At 71.7% G+C, this 25,057-nt stretch carries 23 protein-coding genes; 14 read left to right on the forward strand and 9 right to left on the reverse strand.

Translation table 11 applies throughout. The annotated features are described in order from the left end of the window. The first annotated feature begins 138 nt into the window (after window positions 1–138). The 10 genes from ACIBU0_RS07985 (at window position 139) to ACIBU0_RS08030 (ending at window position 11,821) form a co-directional block, all read left to right on the forward strand. Window positions 139–2,262 carry an FtsK/SpoIIIE domain-containing protein gene (locus tag ACIBU0_RS07985; protein ID WP_398813301.1) on the forward strand — a complete coding sequence of 708 codons (2,124 nt, stop codon included), beginning with the start codon at window positions 139–141 and terminating at the stop codon, window positions 2,260–2,262. A 207-nt stretch (window positions 2,263–2,469) separates the two neighbouring features. Further along, entirely contained in the window at window positions 2,470–2,787 is a 318-nt protein-coding gene (locus ACIBU0_RS07990; protein ID WP_398813304.1) for a hypothetical protein, read from the forward strand. 18 nt (window positions 2,788–2,805) lie between these two features. Continuing rightward, window positions 2,806–3,126, forward strand: coding sequence for a hypothetical protein (locus tag ACIBU0_RS07995; RefSeq protein WP_398813307.1), 321 nt, complete (start codon window positions 2,806–2,808; stop codon window positions 3,124–3,126). A gap of 200 nt (window positions 3,127–3,326) precedes the next feature. Continuing rightward, entirely contained in the window at window positions 3,327–4,166 is an 840-nt protein-coding gene (locus ACIBU0_RS08000) for a bifunctional DNA primase/polymerase (RefSeq protein WP_398813309.1), read from the forward strand. Between the two features lie 2 nt (window positions 4,167–4,168). Beyond that, a complete protein-coding gene (locus ACIBU0_RS08005) occupies window positions 4,169–5,650 on the forward strand; it encodes an ATP-binding protein (protein WP_398813312.1) in 1,482 nt (493 codons plus the stop codon). Window positions 5,651–6,136: 486 nt separating this feature from the next. After that, complete coding sequence (locus ACIBU0_RS08010; protein WP_398813313.1) at window positions 6,137–6,376, forward strand: helix-turn-helix transcriptional regulator; 240 nt, start codon at window positions 6,137–6,139, stop codon at window positions 6,374–6,376. Window positions 6,377–6,464: 88 nt separating this feature from the next. Further along, window positions 6,465–7,727 (forward strand): tyrosine-type recombinase/integrase, encoded by a 1,263-nt coding sequence (locus ACIBU0_RS08015; protein WP_398813316.1) that lies wholly within the window; start codon window positions 6,465–6,467, stop codon window positions 7,725–7,727. A gap of 829 nt (window positions 7,728–8,556) precedes the next feature. After that, the gene (locus ACIBU0_RS08020) at window positions 8,557–9,156 is read left to right on the forward strand and encodes a DUF2617 family protein (RefSeq protein ID WP_398813319.1); all 600 of its coding nucleotides are present in this window, start codon (window positions 8,557–8,559) and stop codon (window positions 9,154–9,156) included. A 36-nt stretch (window positions 9,157–9,192) separates the two neighbouring features. Continuing rightward, on the forward strand, window positions 9,193–10,836 hold the full coding sequence (locus ACIBU0_RS08025; RefSeq protein ID WP_398813322.1) for a polyamine aminopropyltransferase: 1,644 nt from the start codon (window positions 9,193–9,195) through the stop codon (window positions 10,834–10,836). A gap of 112 nt (window positions 10,837–10,948) precedes the next feature. Next, window positions 10,949–11,821: an SRPBCC domain-containing protein gene (locus tag ACIBU0_RS08030; RefSeq protein WP_398813325.1), complete on the forward strand. Its 873-nt coding sequence runs from the start codon at window positions 10,949–10,951 to the stop codon at window positions 11,819–11,821. A gap of 42 nt (window positions 11,822–11,863) precedes the next feature. Here ACIBU0_RS08030 and ACIBU0_RS08035 read toward each other — a convergent pair whose 3' ends face one another. From ACIBU0_RS08035 to ACIBU0_RS08050, 4 genes are all read right to left on the reverse strand, one after another. Beyond that, window positions 11,864–13,330, reverse strand: a complete 1,467-nt coding sequence (locus ACIBU0_RS08035) for an MFS transporter (protein ID WP_398813328.1) — start codon at window positions 13,328–13,330, stop codon at window positions 11,864–11,866. A gap of 79 nt (window positions 13,331–13,409) precedes the next feature. Beyond that, the gene (gene fbaA, locus ACIBU0_RS08040) at window positions 13,410–14,432 is read right to left on the reverse strand and encodes a class II fructose-bisphosphate aldolase (protein ID WP_398813331.1); all 1,023 of its coding nucleotides are present in this window, start codon (window positions 14,430–14,432) and stop codon (window positions 13,410–13,412) included. A gap of 155 nt (window positions 14,433–14,587) precedes the next feature. Then, window positions 14,588–15,136: an orotate phosphoribosyltransferase gene (gene pyrE / locus ACIBU0_RS08045; RefSeq protein WP_398813334.1), complete on the reverse strand. Its 549-nt coding sequence runs from the start codon at window positions 15,134–15,136 to the stop codon at window positions 14,588–14,590. A gap of 10 nt (window positions 15,137–15,146) precedes the next feature. Beyond that, window positions 15,147–15,935: an aldose 1-epimerase gene (locus ACIBU0_RS08050; RefSeq protein WP_398813337.1), complete on the reverse strand. Its 789-nt coding sequence runs from the start codon at window positions 15,933–15,935 to the stop codon at window positions 15,147–15,149. A 59-nt stretch (window positions 15,936–15,994) separates the two neighbouring features. Between ACIBU0_RS08050 and ACIBU0_RS08055 the strand changes: the two genes are divergently transcribed. From ACIBU0_RS08055 to kynU, 3 genes are all read left to right on the forward strand, one after another. Further along, window positions 15,995–16,408, forward strand: a complete 414-nt coding sequence (locus ACIBU0_RS08055; RefSeq protein ID WP_398813340.1) for a DUF3151 domain-containing protein — start codon at window positions 15,995–15,997, stop codon at window positions 16,406–16,408. A gap of 180 nt (window positions 16,409–16,588) precedes the next feature. Then, window positions 16,589–17,461: a tryptophan 2,3-dioxygenase family protein gene (locus tag ACIBU0_RS08060; protein WP_398813342.1), complete on the forward strand. Its 873-nt coding sequence runs from the start codon at window positions 16,589–16,591 to the stop codon at window positions 17,459–17,461. Then, complete coding sequence (gene kynU, locus ACIBU0_RS08065; protein WP_398813344.1) at window positions 17,454–18,638, forward strand: kynureninase; 1,185 nt, start codon at window positions 17,454–17,456, stop codon at window positions 18,636–18,638. The genes ACIBU0_RS08060 and kynU overlap by 8 nt, the downstream gene beginning before the upstream one ends. Window positions 18,639–18,688: 50 nt before the next feature. Here kynU and ACIBU0_RS08070 read toward each other — a convergent pair whose 3' ends face one another. The 5 genes from ACIBU0_RS08070 to ACIBU0_RS08090 all read right to left on the reverse strand — a co-directional run bounded on the left by ACIBU0_RS08070 (window position 18,689) and on the right by ACIBU0_RS08090 (window position 24,208). Further along, a complete protein-coding gene (locus ACIBU0_RS08070) occupies window positions 18,689–19,363 on the reverse strand; it encodes a response regulator (RefSeq protein ID WP_398813347.1) in 675 nt (224 codons plus the stop codon). A gap of 42 nt (window positions 19,364–19,405) precedes the next feature. Next, window positions 19,406–20,761: a sensor histidine kinase gene (locus ACIBU0_RS08075; RefSeq protein WP_398813350.1), complete on the reverse strand. Its 1,356-nt coding sequence runs from the start codon at window positions 20,759–20,761 to the stop codon at window positions 19,406–19,408. Next, window positions 20,754–21,938: an acyltransferase gene (locus ACIBU0_RS08080; RefSeq protein WP_398814010.1), complete on the reverse strand. Its 1,185-nt coding sequence runs from the start codon at window positions 21,936–21,938 to the stop codon at window positions 20,754–20,756. The genes ACIBU0_RS08075 and ACIBU0_RS08080 overlap by 8 nt, the downstream gene beginning before the upstream one ends. Before the next feature lie 88 nt (window positions 21,939–22,026). Then, the gene (locus ACIBU0_RS08085) at window positions 22,027–23,118 is read right to left on the reverse strand and encodes an alpha/beta hydrolase (RefSeq protein ID WP_398813353.1); all 1,092 of its coding nucleotides are present in this window, start codon (window positions 23,116–23,118) and stop codon (window positions 22,027–22,029) included. A 181-nt stretch (window positions 23,119–23,299) separates the two neighbouring features. Continuing rightward, a complete protein-coding gene (locus ACIBU0_RS08090) occupies window positions 23,300–24,208 on the reverse strand; it encodes an alpha/beta hydrolase family protein (RefSeq protein ID WP_398813356.1) in 909 nt (302 codons plus the stop codon). A gap of 211 nt (window positions 24,209–24,419) precedes the next feature. On the opposite strand from ACIBU0_RS08090, the gene ACIBU0_RS08095 reads away from it, so the two are divergent. Continuing rightward, on the forward strand, window positions 24,420–25,028 hold the full coding sequence (locus tag ACIBU0_RS08095; protein WP_398813359.1) for a TetR/AcrR family transcriptional regulator: 609 nt from the start codon (window positions 24,420–24,422) through the stop codon (window positions 25,026–25,028). The last annotated feature ends 29 nt before the right edge of the window (window positions 25,029–25,057 follow it).

The raw sequence follows: 25,057 nt of genomic DNA on the forward strand, positions 1-25,057 counted from the left end.
ACCAGCGCCATTCCCGCCGCCTGACGCGCGGCTCGTACGTCTCGGCTGCCGGGGCGGCCGTCCCTGCCACGGATCCGGCCCCCCGGCAGCCCTTCCTCAACTCCCGCCCTACTTGGGGCAGTCAGGAGCACTCGCAGCATGTCCGAGAACGTCGTACGCCTCCACAAGGACCCCGAACCGCCCGCCGATGCGGGCACCGTGACCACGCTGACCGTGGTCCCCGACCCGGCACCGGCCCCGCCCGTGCCGTTGTGGGTGCGCTCCGGCCGCGCCATCAAGACCGCCGCCACCCACGAGCGCACAAAGACCACCGTCCGCGCTGTGGCGCGGCATGGCCTCTACACGTTCAACGGGGGCCGGATCGTGGCCCGTCGCACGTGGGACGGTCGGACCGGGGCCCGCTACGAGCGCATGATTCGTGCCGCTGAAGCCGCGGGGAACAACGAGCTGGCGGAGGAGTGGGAGGAGCGGTTGCAGCGCTTCCGCGAGGCCCGTCACCGCCGCCGCATGGACCTGTTGCACTCCCCCGTGGAGGTCGCCAAGGGAGTCGCGGTCGGAACCGGGATGGGCATCGGGACCCTGGTGGCCCTCGGGGTCGTGATGGCCATCAACAACGGTGACGTCAAGGACGTCATCACCCCGCTCGCGGCCACCATCGACTTCATCGGCCTGCTGATCCGGATCGTGCAGGTCGTGTGGGGTCCGGCCCTCACGATCGGCCCGTTCCTCGCCCTGCTCGCCCTGTGGGCCGTCGGCAGCAAGCAGCAGGCCGCCCCGCAGTGGGCGCTCCCGGCCAGTGCCCGATCGAGCGAGGGTGAGCCGATCACCCCGTCGATCGTGGTCAAGGCCCTGCGTGACCTCGGTATCGCGCCGCTGAAGAACGCCATCAAGGAGATGGGGGATGCCGGCGCGTCGATGCTCGGGCCGATCACGATCGCCGGGTGTGGCGTTGAGGTCGATGTGACCCTGCCGTCGGGGGTGTCGACGATCGAGGTGCAGAAGCGGCGGCGCAAGCTGGCGGAGAACCTCACCCGGCATGAGCACGAGCTGTTCATCACCATCCCCGAAGCGGCCCGCACCGTGCGGCTGTGGATCGCCGACAGTGGTGCTCTCGATGAGCCGATCGGGCCGTCCCCGCTGGTCACCGACGAGACGCTGACCGCCAACTACAAGACCGGCAAGGCGCCGTGGGGTCAGGATCTGCGTGGGGACGCCGCAGCGCTGAGCCTGTATCAGCGCCACCTGCTCATCACCGGCCTGTCCAACCAGGGCAAGACCGCCGCCGTTCGCTCCCTCGCCCTGTGGGCCGCACTCGACAAGACGGTGGAGTTCCGCATCGCCGACCTCAAGGGCGCCGGCGACTGGAACATGTTCGACGGCCTGGCCACGGTACTGATCCAAGGGCCGACCGATGAACACGTCATCGAGGCGACCGAAATGGTCGAGGGCCTGGTCGCGGAGATGGAACGCCGTATGGACCAGCGCCGCCGCGACCCGAACACCGTCTTCACGCCGCTGATCGGGATCGTGGACGAGGCACAGGTCGCGTTCATGTGCCCGGCCAAGGACGAGGACAAGCGCCCGTATGGCGGCTCCGCGGCTACCTCCCGCTACTTCATGGCCGTGCGCAAGGTCCACAACCAGGGCCGCGTGGTCGACGTGCTGCTGTGGGAGGGCACCCAGGACCCCACCGACCAGAACCTTCCCAAGCTGGTGCGCGAGGGTGCCCACACCCGCGCCTCGCTCGTGGTGGGCACCGAATCGCAGGCCAAGATGGCGCTCGGGGACAAGGCCGTCGACGGTGGCGCCGCCCCGCACCTGCTGCGCCAGGGCCTGGACAAGGGCACCCTGGTCGTCGCCTCCGACGGCATCGCCATCCCCGCCGGGCAGACCTCCATCACCGTGCGCACACACTTCATCGACGATGACGAGGCCACCGCCATCGCGGAGCGCGCCAAGGCGCTGCGCGACGGCGTCACCACCCTGCACGCCATCGAACGCGGCGAGAAGCGTGACCCGCTCGCCGACATCGCCAGCGTGCTCGGGGACGCCGCCCGGCTGCGCACCCAGGAGGTCATCAACCGGCTCGCCGCGCTCAACGCGGACGCCTACGGCAAGTGGTCGTTCCTCGACCTCAAACGCGTCCTGGACGGTACCGGAGCCGAGCCCTACAAGTCCGACGGCGTCATGGTCGTGGGCCGTGACCGCCTCGCCCGCGCCCTCGCCGACCGCGACGCGGATGGTTCCGCTTCCGCCTCCTGACGCAGGGAGGCGCACCCCCGCCGGGCCAGGGAGGCAGGGAGAACTCCCTAAACCCCTCCCTGACCCGCCTCCCTGCCCTTGACCTGCACGAATAATCGTTCAGGGAGGCAGGGAGGCCCGCACGTCAGCACCCCCGAAACCCCCTCCAGACGCCTCCCCACAGGGGGTGCCTCCGCCTCCCTGACCGACCGCGTGAAGGGATTCCGCATGTCCCACCGCACACACCGCGACCCGCCGGGGATCATCGCCCCGCACATCCCCGCCGACGCCTACCGCCGCGCCGAAACCACCGGACAACCGGTCGTCATCGTCGTCCACACCACCGACCCCGCCGGCCGCCCGCTGCGCAGCTACCTGTACCCGATCGTCGTCGCCGGGGCGGGCGCCTTCGGGATCTTCGCCACCGTGGCCGCCCTCCTCACCCTGCTCGACTTCGCCGTGCACACCGCCGCATCCATCGCCGCGGCCACCGGCCCGATCAGCGTCGGTGGGATCAGCCTCAAACTCGCCCGCTCCAAGCACTGATCCGAAGGGACCACCACGTTGGAGATCCGCATCCTCTGCGAGCACCGGGACGTGCCCCGCATCGCCCAAGCCATCCTCGCCACCGTCGACGCAACCGCCGTACGCCGCCTCCCCACCAGGGACGGCACCCGCGCCCGCCTGTACATCGAGGCCGACCACCGCACCAGCCACGACGACTGCACCATCTGCGACGAGGACGGCACGGTCCTGTGGGCGCTGCCCGACGGCAGCGAGCAGCGCCACCCCTGCACCGGCATCGACTACGAGGACCTGCTCGCCGCCGGGCTGCTGCACCACTCCCCGTACCGCCAGCCGTGGCGGCGCAGCATTCACCACTAGCTACGCCAAGGGCGGCCCCCACTCTCGCCAAAGAATCCGGGGCCGCCCTTGCTCGCCAGCATCCATCCAAGGAACTGGAGACATCCAGCATGACCCAACCGACCGACATCCGGCGAGACGACCAGCAGCCGTTACTGCTGGACGTCCGAGTACATCGGCCGCGCCTTCCTCGTCTCCCGCGTCGGCCTGGGGGTGGCGGCATGAACGAGCACCTGCGCACCGCCGTTGACCTAGCCGCTTCCGGGGTTCCACCCCTGCCGTTGCGCGTCGGGAAGGTGCCGTTCGGCAACTGCCGCGCTTGCGCGAAGAACGCGTGTGGTGGCCGACCGAACATGAAGACAGCGGGCCCTTGCTGCTGCCCGCGGCCCTGCCACGCATGGGCAGCGGCCACCACAGACCCGAGCGTCCTCACCTCCCGAGCGTGGGCGACAGCGTGGCGCGACGCGGCAGCGGTGGCCTACCACCCCGGCGGCGCCGGGCTCACCGTCGTCGACCTCGACAACGCGGACGCCATCGCCTGGGCACGCGAGAAGCTGCCAGCCACGCAGACCGTGCCCACCACGCGCGGAGAGCACTGGATCTACCAGGGCGCGATGCGGTCTGTGAATGGCGTTCGGCCCGGCGTGGACATCAAGTCGTCCATGGCCTACGCCCGTTGGCTCGGTCCCGGCACCGGCACCATCACGGCGCTGCCGGACATCGTCCGCGCGATGGCCGTGAAGGAATCCGACTCCGTCCGGCCCGCGTCGCAGGCCCTCGCCCTGCCCGCACCGGCCGGTGGCGGGGAGTGCCGTCACCGCACGCCCGCCTACCTGGAGCGGGGCATCGCCATGGCAGAGCAGCGCATCGCCGAGGCCCGCAGCGCGGTTCACACCACCGTCTACCGGACGTTCCTTGCCGTGCTGTCCACGCACGGCCGGTGCGGCTGCCTCACCGACGCCCACATCGGACGGCTGTTCACAGCCGCGCAGGCCAAGGGCGAATCACCCCGACACTGCACCGACGCGTGGACCAACGCCCGCACCAGGTTGGGACTGTAGCCATGTCCGAGGACGAAAAGAACCCTGCCCGGCAGGTCATCACCGACTACGCGCAAGCGCATTTCCGCTACTTCCGCACCGTCGACGGCACCGTGTACGCGCAGCGCAACGGCCACCCCGTCGCCCGCCCGATCCGCTCCCAGGGCACCACCGGCAGCCACCGCCAAGAACTCATGGTCGGCCTGTTCAGGGACGGACTGGGTGTCTTCAACGGGACCGCGCTCAAGGAGGCGCTCGACTTGATCGAAGCACTCGCACTCACCGAGGACGTACAGCCCACCCACATCCGCGTCGCCCCTGGATTCGACGGCGCGACCTGGCTCGACCTGGGCCGCGACGACGGCACGTCCGTCCGCATCCACCCCGGCGGCTGGGACATTGCCGTCCCCGATCCGCAGGAAGTGTGCTGGCGGCGGACCCAGCTCACCGGTGAACTCCCCTTGCCCGCCAAGGACACCGACGGCAAAGGCATCGATCTCCTGCTGCGCCTGTGTAACTTCGCCAGCGCTGAGACGGAATGCCTGGCTATCGCGTGGCTGGTCGGCTGCTTGGAGCCGTCCGTGCCCGTGCCGGCCCCGTTTCTCACCGGTCCCCAAGGTGCGGGCAAGTCCACCGGCGGCCGGATGCTCGTGCGGATCATCGAGGGCATGAGCGGTGACCTGCGCCGGGCACCGAAGGACGAGGAGAACATGATCACGGCCGTGGCCGCGGGCTGGGTCACCGCCTTGGACAACCTCTCTCACCTGTCCCCGGACCTGTCCGACCTGATGTGCTGCATCGTCACCGGCGCCGAGAGCATCAAACGGGCGCTCTTCACCGACGGCGACGTCGTCCGCTCCCGCTACCGGCGCCCCATGCTCCTGACCGGTATCGACGTCGGCGTCATCCGCCCCGACCTCGCCGAACGCCTCCTCCCGCTCCGCCTCGTGCGGCCCCGGGTGCGGCGCACCGAGGCGGAACTGTGGGCGGAGTACGCGGAGATCCTGCCGGTTGTTCTCGGTTCCCTGCTGGATCTGACGGTGAAGGTGCGGGCCGCTGAAGCGGAGACACCGACCGACCTGCGCATGGCGGACTTCGCGCACCTGTGCGCGCAGCTGGATGCGGCAACCGGCCTCGGGGCACTGGCCGCGTACCGGGCCAGCTTGGACGACCTGAATGACGATGTCATTGAGGGCGACCTTCTGGCGCAGACCGTGTTGCAGCACGCAGCGGGCATGGAAGAGGGAGCCGAGCAGCAGATGACGTCCACGCAGTGGCTGCACTGCCTCAGCAGCGTCTACATCGGGGAGGACTTGCGCCCGCTGCCCAAAGGCTGGCCGACCACCGGCAAAGTGCTCTCTGACCGCCTCAAGAGGCTTCAGCCGACTCTGGCGGCCCGCGGCGTCCTCATCGACTTCGGACGCACCCGAGAGGGCCGCTACACCGTCATGACCCGCCAAGCGGCCCCATCCGCGCACGAGCAGCAGCGCTTCCCTGGCTCCTGACCGCACATGCAAGAGGAGCACCCCGCCCAATGGGTGCTCCTCTTGCTGTTCGGCGGCGGCGCCGCCCTGCGATGGACGTGCCGCGAAGCGGCTCCTTCTTCACGTTCTGAGCCGCACCACACCACCAACAAACGCCCCCTCTTTTTTCCTAAGTAAGGAAGCGCTGCGTCACAGCGTCACACGATCATGAAAAGCGCCCCGTGACCTGCGCAGACGGGCGTGACGCAGACGGCGGATTCTGCGTCACGCCTGCGTCACCGCGTCACGCGTGACGGACAGCGTGCGTCACGCGTGTCGCACTCCGAGCGCCCTGCGTCACGCAAACCCGCAGGTCAGGCGCCTGAATGACGCAGGTGACGCTGTGACGCAGAAATCCCAGCCTCGGACAGACGCAGGCTCCCGCCGCCTGCACGCAACCCGCGGCACCAGAACCCACCGCAGGACACCTCACCCAACCCCGAGACGGACATGAGGAGTCACCACACCATGGCCACCGAAGAGCCGACCGACCCGCGCGCCCTCCTGCGCGGCGGCCTCCCGGACCGCTACCTCACCCCTGAAGACCTGGTCACCATGTTCAGCCTCCCGAGCGTCGAGACCGTCTACCAGTGGCGACGCAAGCGCATCGGTCCCGCCGGCTTCCGCGTCGGGCGCTATCTCCGCTTCAACCCCGCCGCCGTACAGGCGTGGGAGGCCGAACGCACCTCCCTAGAAGACGCGGCCTGAGGCTGCCGCACTCCGTACCACCCAACTCCCCGGGGAGGGCCACACCGTGGCCCTCCCCGTCCCATGCTCCGAAGGGACCACGCCCCACATGGCAGGCCACATCCAAGACCGCTGGTTCAAGACCGAGACCAACGCCGCAGGCAAGTCCGTCCGCGTCAAGAGCGACCGCCACGGCTCCGGCCTGCGTTACCGGGCCCGCTACGTCGGCCCCGACGGCACCGAGAAGTCCAAGAGCTTCCCCGACGGCAAGAAGCGCCTCGCGGAGAAGTGGCTCAGCGCTATCGAGACGGATATGACGCGCGGCCAGTACACCGACCCCAAGTCCATGCAGATCACGTTCCGGCAGTACGCCGAGAAGTGGTTGGACACCAAGACACCCAGTCCGATGACCCGGAAGGAACTCGGCCGGCGCCTGCGGTTGCACGTCTATCCGGTGCTCGGCTCCCGTCCGATCGGGACCTTCCGGCCGGAGCACATCAGGGAGTTCGTCGCCGCCCTGGAAGCGAAGCCCGGCATTGGGCCGTCCTACGCCCGGAACATCTTCGCGGACGTTCAGTCGGTCCTGTCTGCCGCTGTTGACGACACGCTGTTGTCGCGTAACCCGTGCGGTGCCCGGACCGTCCGGCGGCCCAAGCCTGACCCGCATCCGGTAGTCCCCTGGGTGCCCGACCAGGTGTTCGCTGTTCGCGCGGCCCTCCAGCATCGGTACCAAGCGATGGTCAACGTCGGGGCCGGATGCGGCCTGCGCCAGGGCGAGGTGTTCGGGCTCGCTGAGGACGCCATCGACACCAACGGACGCACGCTCCACGTGGTCCGGCAGATCAAGCACGTGGAAGGGCACCCGGTGTTCGCTCTCCCCAAGGGCGGCAAGAAGCGGGACGTTCCGCTGCCCGGCTCCGTGGCGGAAGCCCTCCGGGCGCACATGGACGCCTTCAAGCCCGTGGAGATCACGTTGCCGTGGGACGTGCCGGAGGGCCCGAAGGCGTCCGCCCGGCTGATCTTCACGGCTGAGCAAGGGGGCATGGTGTGGCGGAGCAACTTCAACGGCAAGGAGTGGAAGCCCGCTCTCGCGGTCGCTGGGCTCATCCCGGAGGCAGACGACGACGGCAAGTACGAGTCGGCGCGCGAGCACGGCATGCACGCCCTCCGGCACTTCTACGCGTCCGCGCTCTTGGACGCGGGCGAGAACATCAAGGCCGTCAGCGAGTACATGGGCCATGCTGACCCGGGGCTGACGCTGCGGGTGTACGCCCACCTGATGCCCGACAGCCGCCAGAGGGCCCGCCGCGCCATCGACACGGTGTTTCAGCGCGTCTCCGAGGAAGATCACGGCCCACAGACGGCCCAGTGACCCACGGACGGCCCCTGATCTGCCTTTCTGTGCAGGTCAGGGGCCGTTACCCCGTGAGAAGGCTCTGAAGTTCCTCAACTCTGCTTTGGGCCGCGAGACCGCCGGGCATCTGACTCGCACGCACCGAGCGGGAGGCGCCCACGGGGGGACGCCTCGGTCCGCTTCGGGGGAACGGAAGGAGGCTGACGCCATGGCCACAGTCTTTGTGGGGGCGCTGGTCGCAGTGGTGTTCGTGGTGATCGTCGTGTCCGTGTCGCGCAGGAGCGGACGTCCGGTCCACCGCACGCACAGCCGCAGGGGGCGTTCGTACGACAGCGGCGGCGGTGGCTGGTGGGCCGGCGGGGGCGACTCGGGGGGTTCGTCCTGCGGAGGTGGCTCGTCCTGCGGGGGTGGCTCGTCATGCGGAGGCGGGTCGTCCTGCGGGGGCGGGGGCGGATGTGGTGGCGGAGGCAGCTGACACGGGGCAGCTGAGCTCTCCGAGGGGGAACCGCATCCGGACGGAGCGGGGCCGGTGCCTGGGACCGGCCCCGCTTTCCTGTTCCTTTTCCTGTCTCCCGTGCGTTCGCCTGTGCGCCCCGGCGCACGCCGGAGTTGAACAGTTGAGCTGATAAGCCCTCTGAGGGATGGAAACCCTACGAACTTGGGTAAAAACGCTGTGGCGGCGCCACCGTTCATGATTCAGTAATTTTCACCAACGCAGCCCCTCGGACGTCCCGCGGACACCCCTTCTGACCGGCCGACTGGGCTGACCGGGCCGACTCCCGGTGTCGGCCGGGGGGCGCCGGAGACCGACACCTCCCCTTTCTTTGCGTGCTAGCGGAGCCGACCCATGCTCACGACCCTGAAGACCTCCTATACCGACACGCGCGCGGCCGACCTCGCCTGGGCCCTCGGGCGGGAGCCGCTGCCCGCACTGGCCATGCTGGACCTCGAACTTCCTGGAGCGAAGCTCCAGTTGCGACTGCTCGGTGCGTCCCATCAGGTGCTGCTGGAGGAGGACCGGGGTGACTGCTCGGAGACGGTGGCCTGCATGCCCGGCAGCAGTACGCCCCTTCCGCTCGGGGTGGCCAAGCGGGTGGGCGACTGGGAGTACGAGTTCGCTGCCCGGGTGGAGATCCTGTCACCGGGTCAGTTCGCGGGCCGCGCCCAGGAGTTGCTGGCCCTGGTCGCCGACCATCCGCACGGCCTCGCCGGCGTGTTCCCCGGCAGCCCGCACGCCTTCACGGCGATGCTCGCCCAGCACCACGAGGGCCAGGTGCACTGGCGGACCTGGCACGCCTACCCGCAGGACGGGCAGTTGGTGGCCACGCGCACGAAGGTGGGGGTGAGGGTGACCGGAAGTGCCGCCCAGGGGGCGGAGGTCAACCTCGGCCCGTCCCGCGTTCGTGGACACAAACGTCTCCCGCCTCAACAACACACGTGTGGGTGACGAAGCGTGCCCGTGCCGTAACGTACCGTCGGCAGCGTGATCGAGCCGCACGCGCCCGCCCCGCCCGGTGCCCCGCCCCCCTGGGCCGGCCCCCCGCGGCTTCCGGTGCGGCCGGGCACAGGCCGATTCCTGGTCCTCCTGGGCGTCTTCGTCTGTGCCGCCTGCGGACTCGTGTACGAACTCGAACTCGTGGCCCTGGCCTCCTACTTGGTCGGCGACTCGGTCACCCAGGCCTCCGTCGTCCTGTCCTGCATGGTCTTCGCGATGGGCATCGGCTCCCTCGTCGCCAAGCGCCTGCGCCCGCTCGCCGCGGCCGGCTTCGGCGCCATCGAGGCCGTCCTCGCCCTCGTCGGCGGCTGCAGCGCGCTCGCCCTGTACGCCGTCTTCGCCTGGACCGGCGACTGGGGCGGCATGTGGGCCGACGGCCCCCGCGCCCTCCTCGTCGCCTTCTCCCTCACCATCGGCCTGCTGATCGGCGCCGAGGTACCGCTGCTGATGGAGCTGATCCAGCGCATCCGGCGGCAGGACGCGGGCGGCGCGGTGGCGGATCTGTTCGCCGCGGACTACGTGGGCGCACTGGTCGGCGGCCTGGCCTTCCCGTTCCTCCTGCTGCCCCTGCTGGGGCAGTTGACCTCGGCTCTGATCACCGGCGCGGTCAACGCCGTCGCGGGCGGCGCGCTGGTCCTCGGCCTCTTCCGGGGGGACCTCACCCGCCGCACCCGCTGGCTGCTGGTGATCGCCAACCTCACGGTGCTCGGCCTCCTCGCCTCGGCCGCCGTACTCGTCGACGACTTCGAACGAGCGGCACGGCACGCGGTGTACGGGCGGGACGTACGGGTGGCGGTCCAGACGGACGTCCAGGAGGTCGTCATCACCGGCGGCACGCACGGCCGCCCGCTCGCCCTCTTCCTCGACGGCCGCCTCCGCGTCGGCGGCCGCGACGGACGCCGCTACCACGAGGCCCTCGTCCACCCCGCGATGAGCGGCGAGCACTCGCGCGTGCTCATCCTCGGCGGCGGGGACGGGCTGGCGGCGCGCGAGGTGCTGCGCCATCCCGGGGTGCACCGGGTCGACATCGTCGAGGCCGACGCCGGGGTGGTGCGGCTGGCGCGCCGGGATCCTCCGCTGGCCCGCCTCAACGGCCATGCGTACGACGACAACCGCGTCCACGTCATGACGGGCGACGCGTTCCGCCGGCTGCGGGCGGCGCCGCCCGCGACGTACGACGTGGTGATCTCGGACCTGCCCGACCCCGGCATCACGGCCAGCACCAAGCTGTACTCCCAGGAGTTCTACGGCCTCGTCCGCCGCGCCCTGACGCCGCACGGCCGCCTGGCGGTCCACGCCGGGCCGGTCTCCGCCCGCCCCCGTGTCTTCTGGACGGTCGACGCGACACTGCGCGCGGCGGGCCTGCGCACCGCCCCGTACCGCGTCACGGGCCACGACTCCGGCTTCACACCGGGCCCCGACCGCTCGGCGGGCCCGACGCGCACGCCGCACGACTGGGGCTTCATCCTGGCCGGCCGCGGTCATCGTCCGGCGCTGCGGCCGGGGGAGGGGCGGGGGGCGCCGCGGCTGAGGACGCTGACGCGGGAGGGGCTGGCGGCGGATGCGCGGGCGGCGGAGGGGATGCGGGTCGGGGGAGTGGGGGCGTCGACGCTGGTGCATCCGCGGTATTGAGGCAGGAGGGGGCGGGGAGGGCTGGGGAGGATACGCCCGGCGTGGCGCGGGGCGGTGAGAATCGCCGGATGTGCGGGTGCACTTCACGCCATGCTGGGTAGGCTCGCTCAGCATGGAGCATGAGGTGTTCGTTCCGGTTCCGGCCGAGCGGCTCAGGGAGGTGCTGGCCGATCCCGTGCGGGTCGCCCGGGCGGTCCCCGGGCTCCAGCAGGACGCCGGCGCCGAGCCCGTCGCGGGGCGGCTGAAGCTGCGCATCGGCGGTCACACGATCACGTACCGGGGGCTTGTACGGCTCACCGCGCAGGACGACGGTGCGTACGCCATCGAGGGCGACGCGACCGAGGCGCGCGGCACCGGCTCGGTCAAGCTCGCGCTCACCGTGCGGCTCCTGGACGCGGACGGCGGCACCACGGTGCGGTTCGAGGGGTCGGCCTCCGCGGACGGACGCGTGTCGGAGCTGCCGGGGGACGCGGTCGGGACGGCCGTGACGCGCCTGCTGAACCGCTTCTCCGAGAACCTGGGGGCGGCGGCACAGGAGCAGGCTGAGGTCACGGAGGAGGGTCTGGCGCCCGGAGAGTTCGAGGCGCGGGTGACCAGTGACTTCGAGACGACGCCGGACGCCGATGACGCGCCGGCGCCGGAGCCCCGGCACGAGGCGGGCTCCGCGGAGAGCACGGACTCCGCGTCCGTCTTCGACACCGAGGTACCGCCGTCGTCGCTGGACCCGGTGCCGGAGGAGAACGAACCCGCGCCGAAGGAGACCGGGGACGAACCGCCCGTCGCCGAGGCGGCCCACGCCCGCCGGACGATGATCGGCCGCAGCGCGGAGGAAGTGGACCACGCGCCCCCGCGCGGGCGGTACGCACCGGTCCCCGCCCCGCAGACGGTGGTCCCCGGCTCCACGCTGCGCTGGGCGGCACCCGCGGCGGCGCTGGTCCTGGCGTCGGCGATCGTGGTGGGGCGGATGCTGCGGCGGCGACGCTGAGCTTGGTTCGGCGCGGGTGCGGCCGCGCTGAGTTCTGGGCGTCTACGGCACCCTGCGCCGCACCGGTCGTCCCTCCAGTGGTGGTGCTGTCACGCCACCGTGGGTGCGGCACTCGGGGCGGGTGCAGTCCGGTGGCGGGCGCCGTACCGTCGCGAAGGCGAGCAGCGATCCGGCCGCCAGCGCACCCGCGCACAGCAGCATCGCCCGGCCGAACGCGTCGTCGAAGGCGTCGGGTGAGCGGTACGCCTCCGGGCCCATCCCGGTGAGCAGCGGCAGCGCGGCCACGGCGACGAGCCCCGCCGCGCGGGCCGCCGCGTTGTTGATGCCGCTGGCCAGGCCCGCCCGCGCGACGTCCACCGAGGCGAGGACGGTGGCGGTCAGCGGGGCGACCAGGGTGACCAGGCCGAAGCCGAGGACGAGCACGGCGGGCAGTACGTCGGCGACGTACGAGGCGTCCGGGCCCACACGCAGCATCAGCAGCATGCCGGCCGCGCACAGCAGGGGCCCGACGGTGAGCGGGATGCGCGGTCCGATGCGGTCGGCGAGGGCGCCGGAGCGGGCGGACAGCAGCAGCATCAGGACGGTCGTCGGGAGCAGTGCCGTACCGGCGCCGAGGGCCGAGTAGCCCGAGACGACCTGGAGCTGGAGCGCGGCGAGGAAGAAGAAACCGCCGAGGGCCGCGTAGACGCAGAGGGTGACGAGGTTGACCGCCGAGAACTGCCGGGACGCGAAGATGTCGAGCGGCATCATCGGGTCGGGGCGGCGCTTCTCGACGACCACGAAGGCGATGCCCGCGGCCACCCCCGCGACCGCGGTCAGCACGACGGCGAGGGAGCCCGAGCCCGCCTCGATCAGCGCGTACGTCACCAGGGCGAGGGCCAGGGCCCCCAGGGTCGCGCCGAGCACGTCGAAGCGGCCGTGCTTGCGTCCGTCCCCCGACTCGGGGACATGGCGCAGAGCGACGGGGACGCAGAGCAGCGCCAGCGGGACGTTGAGCAGGAAGACCCAGCGCCAGCCCGGGCCGTCCACCAGCCAGCCGCCCAGGAACGGGCCGACCGCCGCACCGATGCCCCCGAACCCCGACCACAGGCCGACCGCCCGCCCCCGGTCGTCGGGATGGAAGGACGCCTGGATCAGGGCCAAGGACCCCGGTGTGAGCAGGGCCCCGCCGACCCCCTGGAGCGCCCGGGCGGCGATGAGCACCCCGGCGCTCGGGGCGACGCCGCACAGCAGGGAGGCCGCCGCGAACCAGATGACGCCCACGACGAAGATCCGGCGCCGCCCGTACCGGTCCCCCAGCGAACCGCCCAGCAGGATCAGCCCGGCCAGCGTGAGCATGTACGCGTTGACCGTCCACTGCAGCGCGGCGAGGTCGGCGTCCAGATCGCGGCCGATGCGTGGGAGGGCGACGTTGACGACGGTCGAGTCCAGCATCGCCATGCTGGAGCCGAGGACGGTGGTGAGCAGGATCCACTTGCCCTGCGGTGAGGCCAGCCGGACGTCGGGCATGCCCCCAGGTATACAGCGAGCCGGGTGCTGTGGCACCCGGCTCGCGGAAGACGGCTGTGGGGCCGTCGGCTGCCGTCGGTTACTTGATCTTCGTGCCGGCCGAGCGCAGGTTCGAGCAGGCCTCGAGCACCCGCGCGGCCATGGACGCCTCGGCGAGCTTGCCCCAGGTGCGGGGGTCGTAGGTCTTCTTCGACCCGACCTCACCGTCGACCTTGAGGACACCGTCGTAGTTCTTGAACATGTGGTCGGCGACCGGACGCGTGAAGGCGTACTGCGTGTCGGTGTCGATGTTCATCTTGACGACGCCGTTGTCCAGCGCGGTCGCGATCTCCTGCTCGGTGGAGCCGGAGCCGCCGTGGAAGACGAAGTCGAACGGGGACGCCTTGCCGTACTTGGCGGCGACGCCCTCGTTGAGCTCCTTCAGCAGTTCGGGACGGAGCACGACGTTGCCCGGCTTGTACACGCCGTGGACGTTGCCGAAGGAGGCGGCGAGCAGGTAGCGGCCCTTCTCGCCCAGGCCCAGGGCCTCCGCCGTGCGGATGGCGTCGTCGACCGTCGTGTACAGCGAGTCGTTGATCTCGTGCGAGACGCCGTCCTCCTCGCCACCGGTCGGGGTGATCTCGACCTCGAGGATGATCTTCGCGGCGCGGGCGCGCTCCAGCAGTTCCTGCGCGATGGAGAGGTTGTCGGCGAGGGTCTCGGCGGAGCCGTCCCACATGTGCGACTGGAACAGCGGGTTCTCGCCGCGGGCGACGCGCTCCTCCGACACCGCGAGCAGCGGACGCACGTACCCGTCGAGCTTGTCCTTCGGGCAGTGGTCCGTGTGCAGGGCGACGGTGATGTCGTACTTCTTGGCGACGATGTGCGCGAACTCGGCCAGGGCGACGGCGCCCGTGACCATGTCCTTGCTGTGCTGACCGCCCAGGAACTCGGCGCCACCCGTGGAGATCTGGATGATGCCGTCGCTCTCCGCCTCCGCGAAACCGCGCAGGGCCGCGTGCAGGGTCTGGGAGGAGGTCACGTTGATGGCCGGGTAGGCGAACTTGCCTGCCTTCGCCCGGTCGAGCATCTCGTTGTAGACCTCGGGGGTTGCGATGGGCATCTGTCCGCTCCTTGAGTGTGCGGGTTGACGTACAGCGTTACTGCGTTTTTCTTACGGCCCTGACCTAGACCTATGGGGGGTGTGACGTCGTCGTCGGCCCCATCTTTCCAGACTTGGCCGGATGGTCCCGCCCCCGTGTCCAACCTGTGGATAACTCAGTCGAGGCCCAGGTCATCCTTGGAGTACGCGAACACGTACGGCACCCCGGCCTGCTCGGCGATCGCCTCGGCGGCCCCCGTCGCCCGGTCCACGATCGTGGCGACGGCGACGACCTCCGCGCCCGCCTCGCGCAGCGCCTCCACGGCGGTCAGCACCGAGCCGCCGGTGGTGGAGGTGTCCTCGACGGCGAGCACACGGCGGCCCTTGACCTCGGTGCCCTCGATGCGTCGCTGGAGGCCGTGGGCCTTGCCCGCCTTGCGTACGACGAAGGCGTCGAGCACCTTCCCGCGGGCGGCGGAGGCGTGCAGCATCGCGGTCGCCACCGGGTCCGCGCCGAGCGTCAGACCACCGACGGCCTCGTAGTCGATGTCGGCGGTCAGATCGAGCATGACCTGACCCACCAGCGGGGCGGCCACGCCGTCGAGGGTGATGCGCCGGAGGTCGACGTAGTAGTCGGCCTCCTTGCCCGACGACAGGGTCACCTTGCCGTGCACCACGGCCTTGTCCTTGATCTGCTGCAGCAGCTCGCCGCGTACGTCAGTCATGCCGCCCAGCTTAGAGGCGCCGCCAGCTCCAGACGGTCGTGGCCTCGAGCGGCTCCAGCGGCGTGACCAGGCGGGGCATGCTGTTCAGGCCGTTGGGCGGCCCGCTCTGCGGCTCGACGCACACGGCGGCGTCCTGCTCGTCGTAGACCACGACCCACTCCTCCCGGCTGGCGACCTTCAGCTCCAGCTGCCCCGGCCAGGTGAGCGTGACGTCGACGCCGCCGGGCATGCCGAAGCAGTCGTCCCAGGGGCCGGGCCGCGGGTCGATCCGGTTGCCGGTGGGCAGGTGGTCGTCGCCGCGCTCCTCCTGCCATGCGGGGCTGAAATCGAGCTGTACGTCCTCTGCGCCGAGGTTCCGGTTGAACCACGGGTGCCAGCCGATCTGGGCCGGGAAGGACGTCTCGTACGTCTCGACGGACATGGTGAGGGTGAGACTGTCCTCGGCGAGGCGCACGATCTGCGTGACGCGGCCGGGGTAGGGCCAGGGGTCGACCAGGTCGTACGTGATGACCGCCTCGTCACTCGTGACCCGGGCGACCTTCCAGGCGCCGTCCCGCGCGGTGCCGTGAATGGCGTGCGGCGGGGCGTTGAGCGGCATCTGCCGGACCACGGCACCGTCCAGGAACCGCCCGTCCCGGATCCGCCCGCACCAGGGCACCATCGGGAAGCACCCGAACCGATCCCCCTGCCGCAGCACCTCCGTCCCCGCGACGCGCAGCCCCCCGACCCGCCCGCCGTTCCCCGGCAGCACGACCGCCTCCGCGTCGCCCGCGGTCAGCGTGATGTCTTCGTTACTCACGGGACGACCCTACTGGCGCGATCAAGGGGGCCGGTGCCCCATGGGCCAGACTGGGAGGCATGGGAATTCACGAAAACCTCCTCGGGGGCCCGCCCCCGACCCACCTCCCCGACGACCCCGAGCCGCGTGAGCTGCTCGCCGGCGGGACCGCCCCGGCCGATGTCGCCGCGCAGTACCCGACGTCCTCGCTGGCCTGGGCCCAGCTGGCCGACGACGCGTTCGAGCGGGGCAGCGTCGTGGAGTCGTACGCCTATGCCCGTACGGGCTACCACCGCGGCCTGGACGCCCTGCGCCGAGGCGGCTGGAAGGGCCACGGCCCCGTCCCCTGGGAGCACGAGCCGAACCGTGGCTTCCTGCGTGCCCTGCACGCCCTCGCCCGCGCCGCGGGAGCGATCGGCGAGCAGGAGGAGTACGAGCGCTGCACCCAGTTCCTGAAGGACTCCTCGCCGACGGCGGCCCAGACGCTGGGCTAGCCGGAGCGTCCCGGAGTGTCATCGTGGCCCGCCCCGGTCGATGCGTTCGATGCGATCGATGTGACCAGGGCGGGCCTTGCGATGTCCGGGGCGATCCCGGAATATGCCGGGTGGGGACCGGGGCCCCTTTGCCGATAACGGCAGGGCGGACCGCTACCCGGAGTTACACAGGAGACAGCAATGTCCCAGCAGGCTCACCAGGCCGTGGGGACGTCCGAGGAGACGTCCGCGGCGACCCAGGAGCCCGAGACCCCCAATCTCGACTTCGCCGGCACGACGCCCTACGAGGACTACGTCAAGGCGGACGTGCTCACCCACCTCCAGCACACCCTCTCCGACGACCCCGGCGAGATGGTCTTCCTGGTCACGACCCAGGTGATGGAGCTGTGGTTCACGGTCGTCGTCCACGAGTGGGAGACCGCGGCGCACGCCCTGCGGGAGGACCGCGTCGGCGTCGCGATCGACGCCCTGAAGCGTTCCGTGCGGGAGCTGGAGGCCCTGAACTCCTCCTGGAAGCCGCTCGGCCAGCTCACGCCGGCCCAGTTCAACGCCTACCGCAGCGCCCTCGGCGAGGGCTCCGGCTTCCAGTCGGCGATGTACCGGCGGATGGAGTTCCTGCTCGCCGAGAAGTCCGCGTCCATGCTGGTCCCGCACCGCGGCGCCCCGCGGGTCCACGCGGAGCTGGAGAAGGCGCTGCACGAGCCGAGCCTGTACGACGAGGTGCTGCGGTTCCTCGCCCGGCGCGGCTGTGCGATCCCCGCGGCCGTGCTGAAGCGCGACGTCTCGCAGCGGTACGAGCCCTCGGAGGCGGTCGAGGCCGCCTGGACCGCGATCTACTCCGGCGACCAGAACTCCGAACTCGCCCGCCTGGGCGAGGCGTTGACCGATGTCGCGGAGCTGGTGTGGCGCTGGCGCAACGACCACCTGGTCGCCACCCGCCGCGCGATGGGCGCGAAGGCCGGCACGGGCGGTTCGGCCGGGGTGGCCTGGCTGGAGAAGCGCGCGCAGAAGAACGTCTTCCCGGAGCTGTGGACGGCGAGGTCCCATGTCTGAGTTCGCGTCGAAGGCCGGGGCGCTGGACGCGGCCGACGAACTGGCCGCGGTCCGCAAGCAGTTCGTGCTCGACGACGTTGTTTACCTCGACGGGAACTCGCTGGGCGCGCTGCCCGCGAACGTCCCCGGCCGGGTCGAGGACGTCGTGCGCCGGCAGTGGGGCGAGCTGCGGATCCGCTCCTGGGACGAGAGCGGCTGGTGGACCGCGCCCGAACGGATCGGTGACCGCATCGCCCCGCTGGTGGGTGCCGCGGCCGGGCAGATCGTGGTCGGCGACTCGACAAGCGTCAATGTCTTCAAGGCACTTGTCGCGGCCGTGCGGATGGCGGGAGAGGGCCGGGACGAGATACTCGTCGACGCGACCACCTTCCCCACGGACGGCTACATCGCCGAGTCGGCGGCCCGGATGACCGGGTGCACGCTCAGGCCGGTCGTGCCCGGGGAGGTGCCTCGGGCGCTGGGCGACCGTACGGCCGCCGTGCTGCTGAACCACGTCGACTACCGCACCGGCCGGCTGCACGACCTGCCCTCCCTCACGGCCGCCGTGCACGACGCGGGCGCGATCGCCGTCTGGGACCTCTGCCACAGCGCGGGCGCGCTGCCGGTGGGGCTCGACGAGCACGGCGTGGACCTGGCCGTCGGCTGCACCTACAAGTACCTGAACGGCGGCCCGGGTTCACCGGCGTACCTGTACGTCCGCCACGGCCTCCAGGACCGCTTCGACTCCCCGCTGCCCGGCTGGAACTCGCACGCCGAGCCCTTCGGCATGCGGGCTTCCTTCGAGCCGGCGACGGGCGCGCTGCGCGGTCGCGTCGGCACGCCGGACATCCTCTCCATGCTCGCCCTGGAGGCGGCGCTGGAGGTCTGGGAGGGCGTGTCCATCGAGGCGGTGCGGGCCAAGTCCCTCGCGCTGACGGACTTCTTCCTGGAGTGCGTCGAGGCGTATGTGGGTCAGGGGCGCGTGGAGTCCCTCACTCCGGTCGCCCATGACGAGCGGGGGAGTCAGGTGGCCCTGCGGTGCGACGATGCCGGGGACGTCATGAAGCGGCTCATCGGGCGGGGGGTCGTGGGCGACTTCCGGCAGCCCGATGTGCTGCGGTTCGGCTTCACGCCGCTGTACGTCGGGTTCGCGGACGTGGAGCGGGCGGCTCGGGTGCTGGGGGATCTCCTGGGCTAGCGCCACGGTGGCGCCGGGCGGTCTCCATGTGTCCATGGGCACCGCCCGGCTCAGTACCCGGACGGCCGCACCAGCCCCGACTCGTAGGCGAACACCGCCGCCTGCGTCCGGTCCCGCAGCCCCAGCTTCACCAGGATGCGGCCCACGTGGGTCTTCACGGTCTGCTCGGCGACGACGAGGCGTTCGGCGATCTCCGCGTTCGACAGGCCCTGCGCGATCAGGGCGAGGACCTCCGTCTCGCGTTCGGTCAGATCGCCGACGCGGTCCTTGAGCGGGGCGCGGGGCCGGTTGTCCAGCCGGGAGAACTCGGCGATCAGCCGCCGCGTGATACCGGGCGCCAGCAGCGCGTCGCCCCCTGCCACGATCCGTACCGCCTCGGCCAGTTGGTCGGCGGAGGCGTCCTTGAGGAGAAAGCCCGAGGCGCCCGCGCGCAGCGCCTCGTACACGTACTCGTCGAGGTCGAAGGTGGTCAGCACCAGCACCTTGATGTGGGGTGTCGCGGTGGTGATGCGGCGGGTGGCCTCGATGCCGCCGAGTTCGGGCATGCGGATGTCCATCAGGACGACGTCGGGGGTGAGTTCGGCGACCTTCGCGACCGCGTCCAGGCCGTCGACCGCCTGGCCGATCACATCGATGTCGGGCTTGGTGTTGAGCAGCACGCTGAATCCCTGCCGGACCATCTGCTGGTCGTCGGCGATGAGCACGCGGATGGGGCTGCTCGTCATGGGGTCGGTTCTCCTGTCAGGGTGGTGAGGCGTCGGGAGGCGTCAGGGGTGGGGAGCGGCCGGGGTGTCGTCCCGCGGGAGGAAGGCCGAGACCGCGAAACCGCCGTGCTGGGTCGGGGCCGCGGTGAGATGGCCGCCGAGCATAGCCGCACGCTCACGCATGCCGAGCAGACCGTGCCCCGCACCTGGGGAGCGCGGAACGCGTTGCTGGGGACGGGAGTTGACGACCCCCAGATGCAGACCGTGGTAGTCGTGCGAGATCTCGACGCGCACCTCGGAACCCGGTGCGTGCCGCAGCGCGTTGCTGAGCGCCTCCTGGATGATCCGGTACGCGGACAGCTCCACGCCCGTCGGGTACGAGTGAGCCTCGCCCCTGATGTCGGTGACGACGTCCAGCCCCGCGGCACGGGTGTTCTCGATGAGGGCGCCGAGCCGGTCGAGCATGGGCTGGGGGGCGTCCGGGGCGGCTCCGCTGCCGATTTCGCCGAGGCCGTAGGGGTCTGCGGGACTCCCGTTGCTCTCGGAGCGCAGGACGCCCAGCACGCGGCGCAGTTCGGTGAGCGCGTCCAGGGCGTTCTGCCGGATGCCGGCGAGGTTCTCCCGCAACTCCTCCGAGGGGTTCTCCACCAGGTGCGGGGCGACCTGCGCCTGGATGGAGATCACCGACATGTGGTGGGCGACCACGTCGTGCAGCTCACGGGCGATACGGCTGCGCTCCTCCAGCAGGGTGCGCCGGGCCCTCTCCTCGGCCGTCAGCGTGGCCTGCTGCCTCAGCTCCGCGCGCGCCTCGCGACGGCCGCGCAGAGCGATGCCGAGGAGCACGACGACCGCGGACAGGATGATCGCGAGCACCCCGGTGGGCTGGTAGCCGCCCGCCCCCCACAGTCCCTGGATGACGTAGGTGACGAGCGCGGTCAGGGCCAGCGCTTCGAGGGACACACGGGTGCGCACCCGCAGGGCGAGCAGGAGCAGCACCGCCATCTGCCCGATGATCCCGGCCGCCGACCAGGGCCAGGTGAAGTCGTGCGCGCTGCCGGCCAGCAGGTGACGGCGCACCTCGACGGCACCCGCCACCATGGCCGCCATCGACAGCCACCACCCGGGCACAGGCCGCCACAGCGCGAGGACCACCGCACCGCCCTGCGCGAGCCCGATCAGGAAGGCGAGCTGGCCGCCCACCCCGCCGTTGTCCCTCAGTTGTGCCACGGCGCCCAAGGTGACCCCGAACGCGACGATGCACAGCACTCCGTGCGGCAGCCAGCGCAGCCACGTGGAGGGCGGCAACGGATCCGACCGGGCGGTCCACAGGTCCTCGCGCAGTACCCGCAGCCAGCGCCGGACTCGCCTCGTGAACGCGTGCTGGATCCCCGTTTCCGTCACAGGGCCAACCCTAGGCATGGTGGTGCGCCTCCGCTTCGGTGCTGCGCGGGGCCGGCCGTGACCGGACCACGCGGGACGGGCGGCCGGTCGGGCGCCGCGGGCCCTGTTCGTAGCCGCGGAACGTCGTCCAGCACAGCGCCAGAGCTGCTGTGAACACCGGGAGCCAGGCCAGGCGGGCCGCCACCCAGAGCAGGTTGTCGGGGAGGGTGTGCAGGCCCGGGAGCCGGCCCACGAGCAAGCCCGTGGCCGTGGTCGCCATCAAGGCCGTCTGGTGCCAGAGGAAGATCGTCATGGCGGAGAGGTTGAGCAGGGCCACCGCGGCCCAGGCCACGGGGCGGCGCATCGCGCGGCGCAGTGGCTCGCGCAGGAGCAGCGCCAGGCCGCACTGGGCGAGGCCGAACGTGACGGCGGCCAGCGTCGGCGGGTTCAGGTTGGAGATCCCCGCGCCGGGGACGCCGACCATGGCGGCCGGGTAGCCCGCCCAGGCGACCAGCGCGGCCGTCGCCGCCGCCCCGCCGGTCAGCAGGATCCAGCCCGCGCGCCGGCGCTCCAGTTCGCCCCGGGTCCAGGCCGCGCCCAGGGTGTACGGCACGAGCCAGCCGGCCGCCACGTTCACCCAGCCGAGCCAGGCGGGCGCGCCCAGGCCGAAGCGGAGAAGGTCCACGTGGAGGACGACGGCCAGCGGCCAGAGGGGGTTGAGGCGCACCAGGAGCGGCGTCGCCGCCGTCAGCGCGGCGAAGACCAGGAGGAACCACAGCGGGGACAGGGCCAGTTTGAGCAGCGTGTGGACGGTGTCCGTGCTCGTGCCGGAGAGGAGCAGCAGGACCGATGCCACCGTCCACAGGGTGAGGACGGCCGCCACCGGCTTTAGCAGGCGGGACAGACGGGACGTCAGCCACCGCCCGTAAGTCGTGCCGCGTGCTCGCGCCGAGGTGTAGCCACGCGTCGCCACATGACCGCCGACCAGGAAGAACACGGCGAGCGTCTGGAAGACCCAGGAGATCGGGGCCAGCCAGGGCATGGAGTGGAGCGGGCTCGCGGTGTGCAGGTCCGCTCCGCCGCCGTCCGACACCAGCGCCGTGACCAGCCAGTGGCCCAGGACGACGCCGAGGATGGCGAAGGCGCGCAGGGCGTCGACCGCCCGGTCGCGCTCGGCCGGGGTGGCGGCGTCGACGCGGGCGGCGGCCCGGCGAATGCCCTTCCACCTGGACGCGTGCGCGGGCTCGGGCCTCGGCTCGTGCGTGGGCTCATGCGGGGGCTCATGTGTGGTCTCATGCGTGGGCTCAGTCATGGGTCACCTCCGAGGTGTCGCCCAGGACGATGCGGGTCAGGTTCGCCAGGGACGTCGAGCCCGGCCTGAAGTAGTCGCTGTGGCCGCCGTCGCCGGCCGTGAAGACGCGGGCGCCGAAGGAGGGGGACATCGGGTCGGTGCCGAAGCCGACGGTCGTGCCGAGCAGGTCGACCTTGATGTGCGGAACCTTCGCGACCCAGTCGTCACCGCCGCGGGCCGCCCAGACGCGGGCCGGGGTGTGCAGGTCCGCGGCGGTGTCCGCGCCGGTGCCGGGGCTGCCGACCAGCACCAGGTCGTCCACGTCCAGGAGGGAGGCCGCACGGGCGCAGACCACCGAGCCGTAGGAGTGGCACAGGAGGGAGATGCGCGGTTTCTGGCCGGCCGGCCCGTTGGGCTCGTCGTCGGTGAGGGCGCGCAGCTGCCGTATGAACTCCCGGAGCTTCGGGGCCGCCTCCTCCGCTCGGCCCGTCGTCGTGACCGTGGTGCTGACCGTGCCCGGGGTCTCGTAGCCGAGCCAGGCCACGACCGCCGTGGTGGTGCCCTGCGGAGCCTCCCGGGTGAGCCGTCCGTGCAGGGCGCGGGCGGCGTCGCGGAAACGGTCGTAGGTGTCGATGGACGTGTCGGAGCCGGGGACGAGGACCGCGATGCGGTCGGCGTGGGCCAGGTCGCCGAAGACCTCCGTCGCGAGGCCGGGGCCCCGGCCGTCGAAGGCGAGGAAGTGCCGGTTCGCGTCGGCCATCGCGCGGTCCGCGGCGGCCCGCTCCCGGTTGCCGTGGGCCGCCGCCATACGGGACGCCTCGCCGGCGTTGGCGCGGTTGGCCGCGTACGCCTCGTCCAGCGTCGCCGCCGTCACCGTCGCGAGGGCGGCCGGGACCGGAGCGGGGATCTCGGGGCGCGCGGCGCCGGACAGCGGTACCACCACGGCGCCGGTGATCAGGGCGGCGAGGAGGGCCCGGCGCCCTCGGATGCGGCGGGTTCTGCGGAGGCGGGGCGTCTTCTCCGGCTCGTCCGCCGTCCGCGCCGTCAGCGGTGCGCGCGTCTTGTCCGGCGTGCTCGCCTCCGCTGCCCCCGTCGTACGCCCCATGGTCGTGTCCCTCCCCGTCCGCCCGGCCATCGGGCTTGTCTGGATGGGAAGTTACGGATCCGTGCGCGTCGTCCGCGTCACGCCAGGGAGCTCACCTGCGACGTAGCTCTCAGGTATTACGGGTATGAAGGGGGCCGCCCTGTACGGGACCGCTCACCAGGCCATGCCCACCAGGCCACGCTCACCAGGCCAACTGCGCGATCTCCTCCACCACCACCGCACACGCGTCCGCCGCCGGATCGATCAGCGGGAAGTGCCCGACGTCCTCCAGCAGCGTCAGCCCGACGACCTCCCCCGCCTTCGCCGCCGCGTCCGCGTACGAGTCGGCGACCGCGTGCGGAACGACATCGTCGGTGCGGCCCTGGACGAGGGTCGTCGCGATGCCGGTCGGGAGCAGCAGCGCGGGGTCGGCGTAGGGCCGGCGCTCGGCGAACTCCACGGTCCCGCCGAGGAGTTGCCGCACGGCGCCCCCGCAGACGTCCAGCTTGTCGGCGACCGTGAAGTCGGCGATCGGGGCCAGGGCCACCACCCCGCGCAGGGGTGCGGGGCGGTCGGTGCGCCACGGGGAGTCCGGGGGGAGGACATGCCGGGCCGCCGCCCAGAGGGCCAGGTGACCGCCGGCGGAGTGGCCGGTGAGCACGGTCCGGCGCGGGTCGGCCTGCGGGAGCGCCTCCCGAACGAGTGCGGGCAGCGCGTCCACGGCGGCGGCCACGTCGTCGAAGGTCTGCGGCCAGCGTCCGGCGACCGGGCCGCCCTCGCCCGGACCGGCCCCATTGCGGCCGGCAGCCGCGTCGTCCGCCGCCCCCCGCCGGTACTCGACATTGGCCACGGCGAATCCGCGCCGCGCCAGGAAGTCCGCGAACGGCGTGACATGGCGCCGGTCGTACGGCGCCCGCCACGCCCCGCCGTGCAGCAGGACGACCAGCGGGGCCGGGCCCCCCGGACCGGTCTCACCGCGCGGGGCATAGAAGTCGATCACCTGGTCGGGGTGGTCACCGTACGAGGCGATGGCGTCGGGGTCGACGGGCGGGTGCGAGAACGCCGACTCCTCCTCTGCGGCGGCCCGGGCTGCTGCGGCGTCGTCGGGCATGCTCCAACCTCTCAGCGACGTAAAGGGACTTGGACGGAAGCGGGAGTGGCGGACCAGGTGGGAACTCGGCCGTTGGCGGGGACGGTACCAGGCGGGTGACGTGCGCGGACACGCGGATGTCACGCAGGGTGAGGGGATAAACGGTTCTGCGGTCTCGTTACGCTGGCAACGCACCGCGCATGCGCACCGTCCGTGCACCAAGGAGGCCGATATGTCCGCCGAACCCGGCACCCTGCGTCCCGGCGGGCGTACCGCGCGTGTCCGTGCGGCCGTGCTGCGGGCGGCCGGGGACGTGCTGGCGGAGCAGGGTTTCGACGGCCTCGACCTCGCGGATGTCGCCCGGCGCGCGGAGGTCGGCAAGACGACCGTGTACCGGCGGTGGGGGTCGGTGACGGCGCTGGTGGCCGACCTGCTCGGTGACATGGCCGAGCAGTCGCTGCCGCGGGAGGAGACCGGTTCCGTGCTGGGGGACCTGCGGGCCAATGCGGCACTCGTCCGGCGGACCCTGGCGGATCCCCGGCAGGGCGCGCTGTTCCGTGCCGTCATCGCCGCGGCGACCTGCGACGAACGTACGGCGCAGGCGCTCCGCCGGTTCTACGAGGTACGGGTGGCGGAGTGGGCGCCGTGCGTGGAACAGGGCGTCGCCAGGGGGGAGTTGCCGGCCGGGACGGACGCGGAGGCGGTCGTACGGGCGGTGTCGGCGCCCCTTTACTACCAGTTGCTGACGACCGGTGTGGTTCCCGACGCCCCCGCCGCGGAGCGCGCCGCGCGGGCCGCGCATGCGGCTGCGGTGGCGGGGGCGTACGTCGTCGACGAGTGAGTGGTTCGGGCCCGTAGTACTTGAGAGGG

The organism is Streptomyces sp. NPDC049627, assembly GCF_044465645.1.
In the GTDB taxonomy this organism is placed as follows: Bacteria; Actinomycetota; Actinomycetes; order Streptomycetales; family Streptomycetaceae; genus Streptomyces.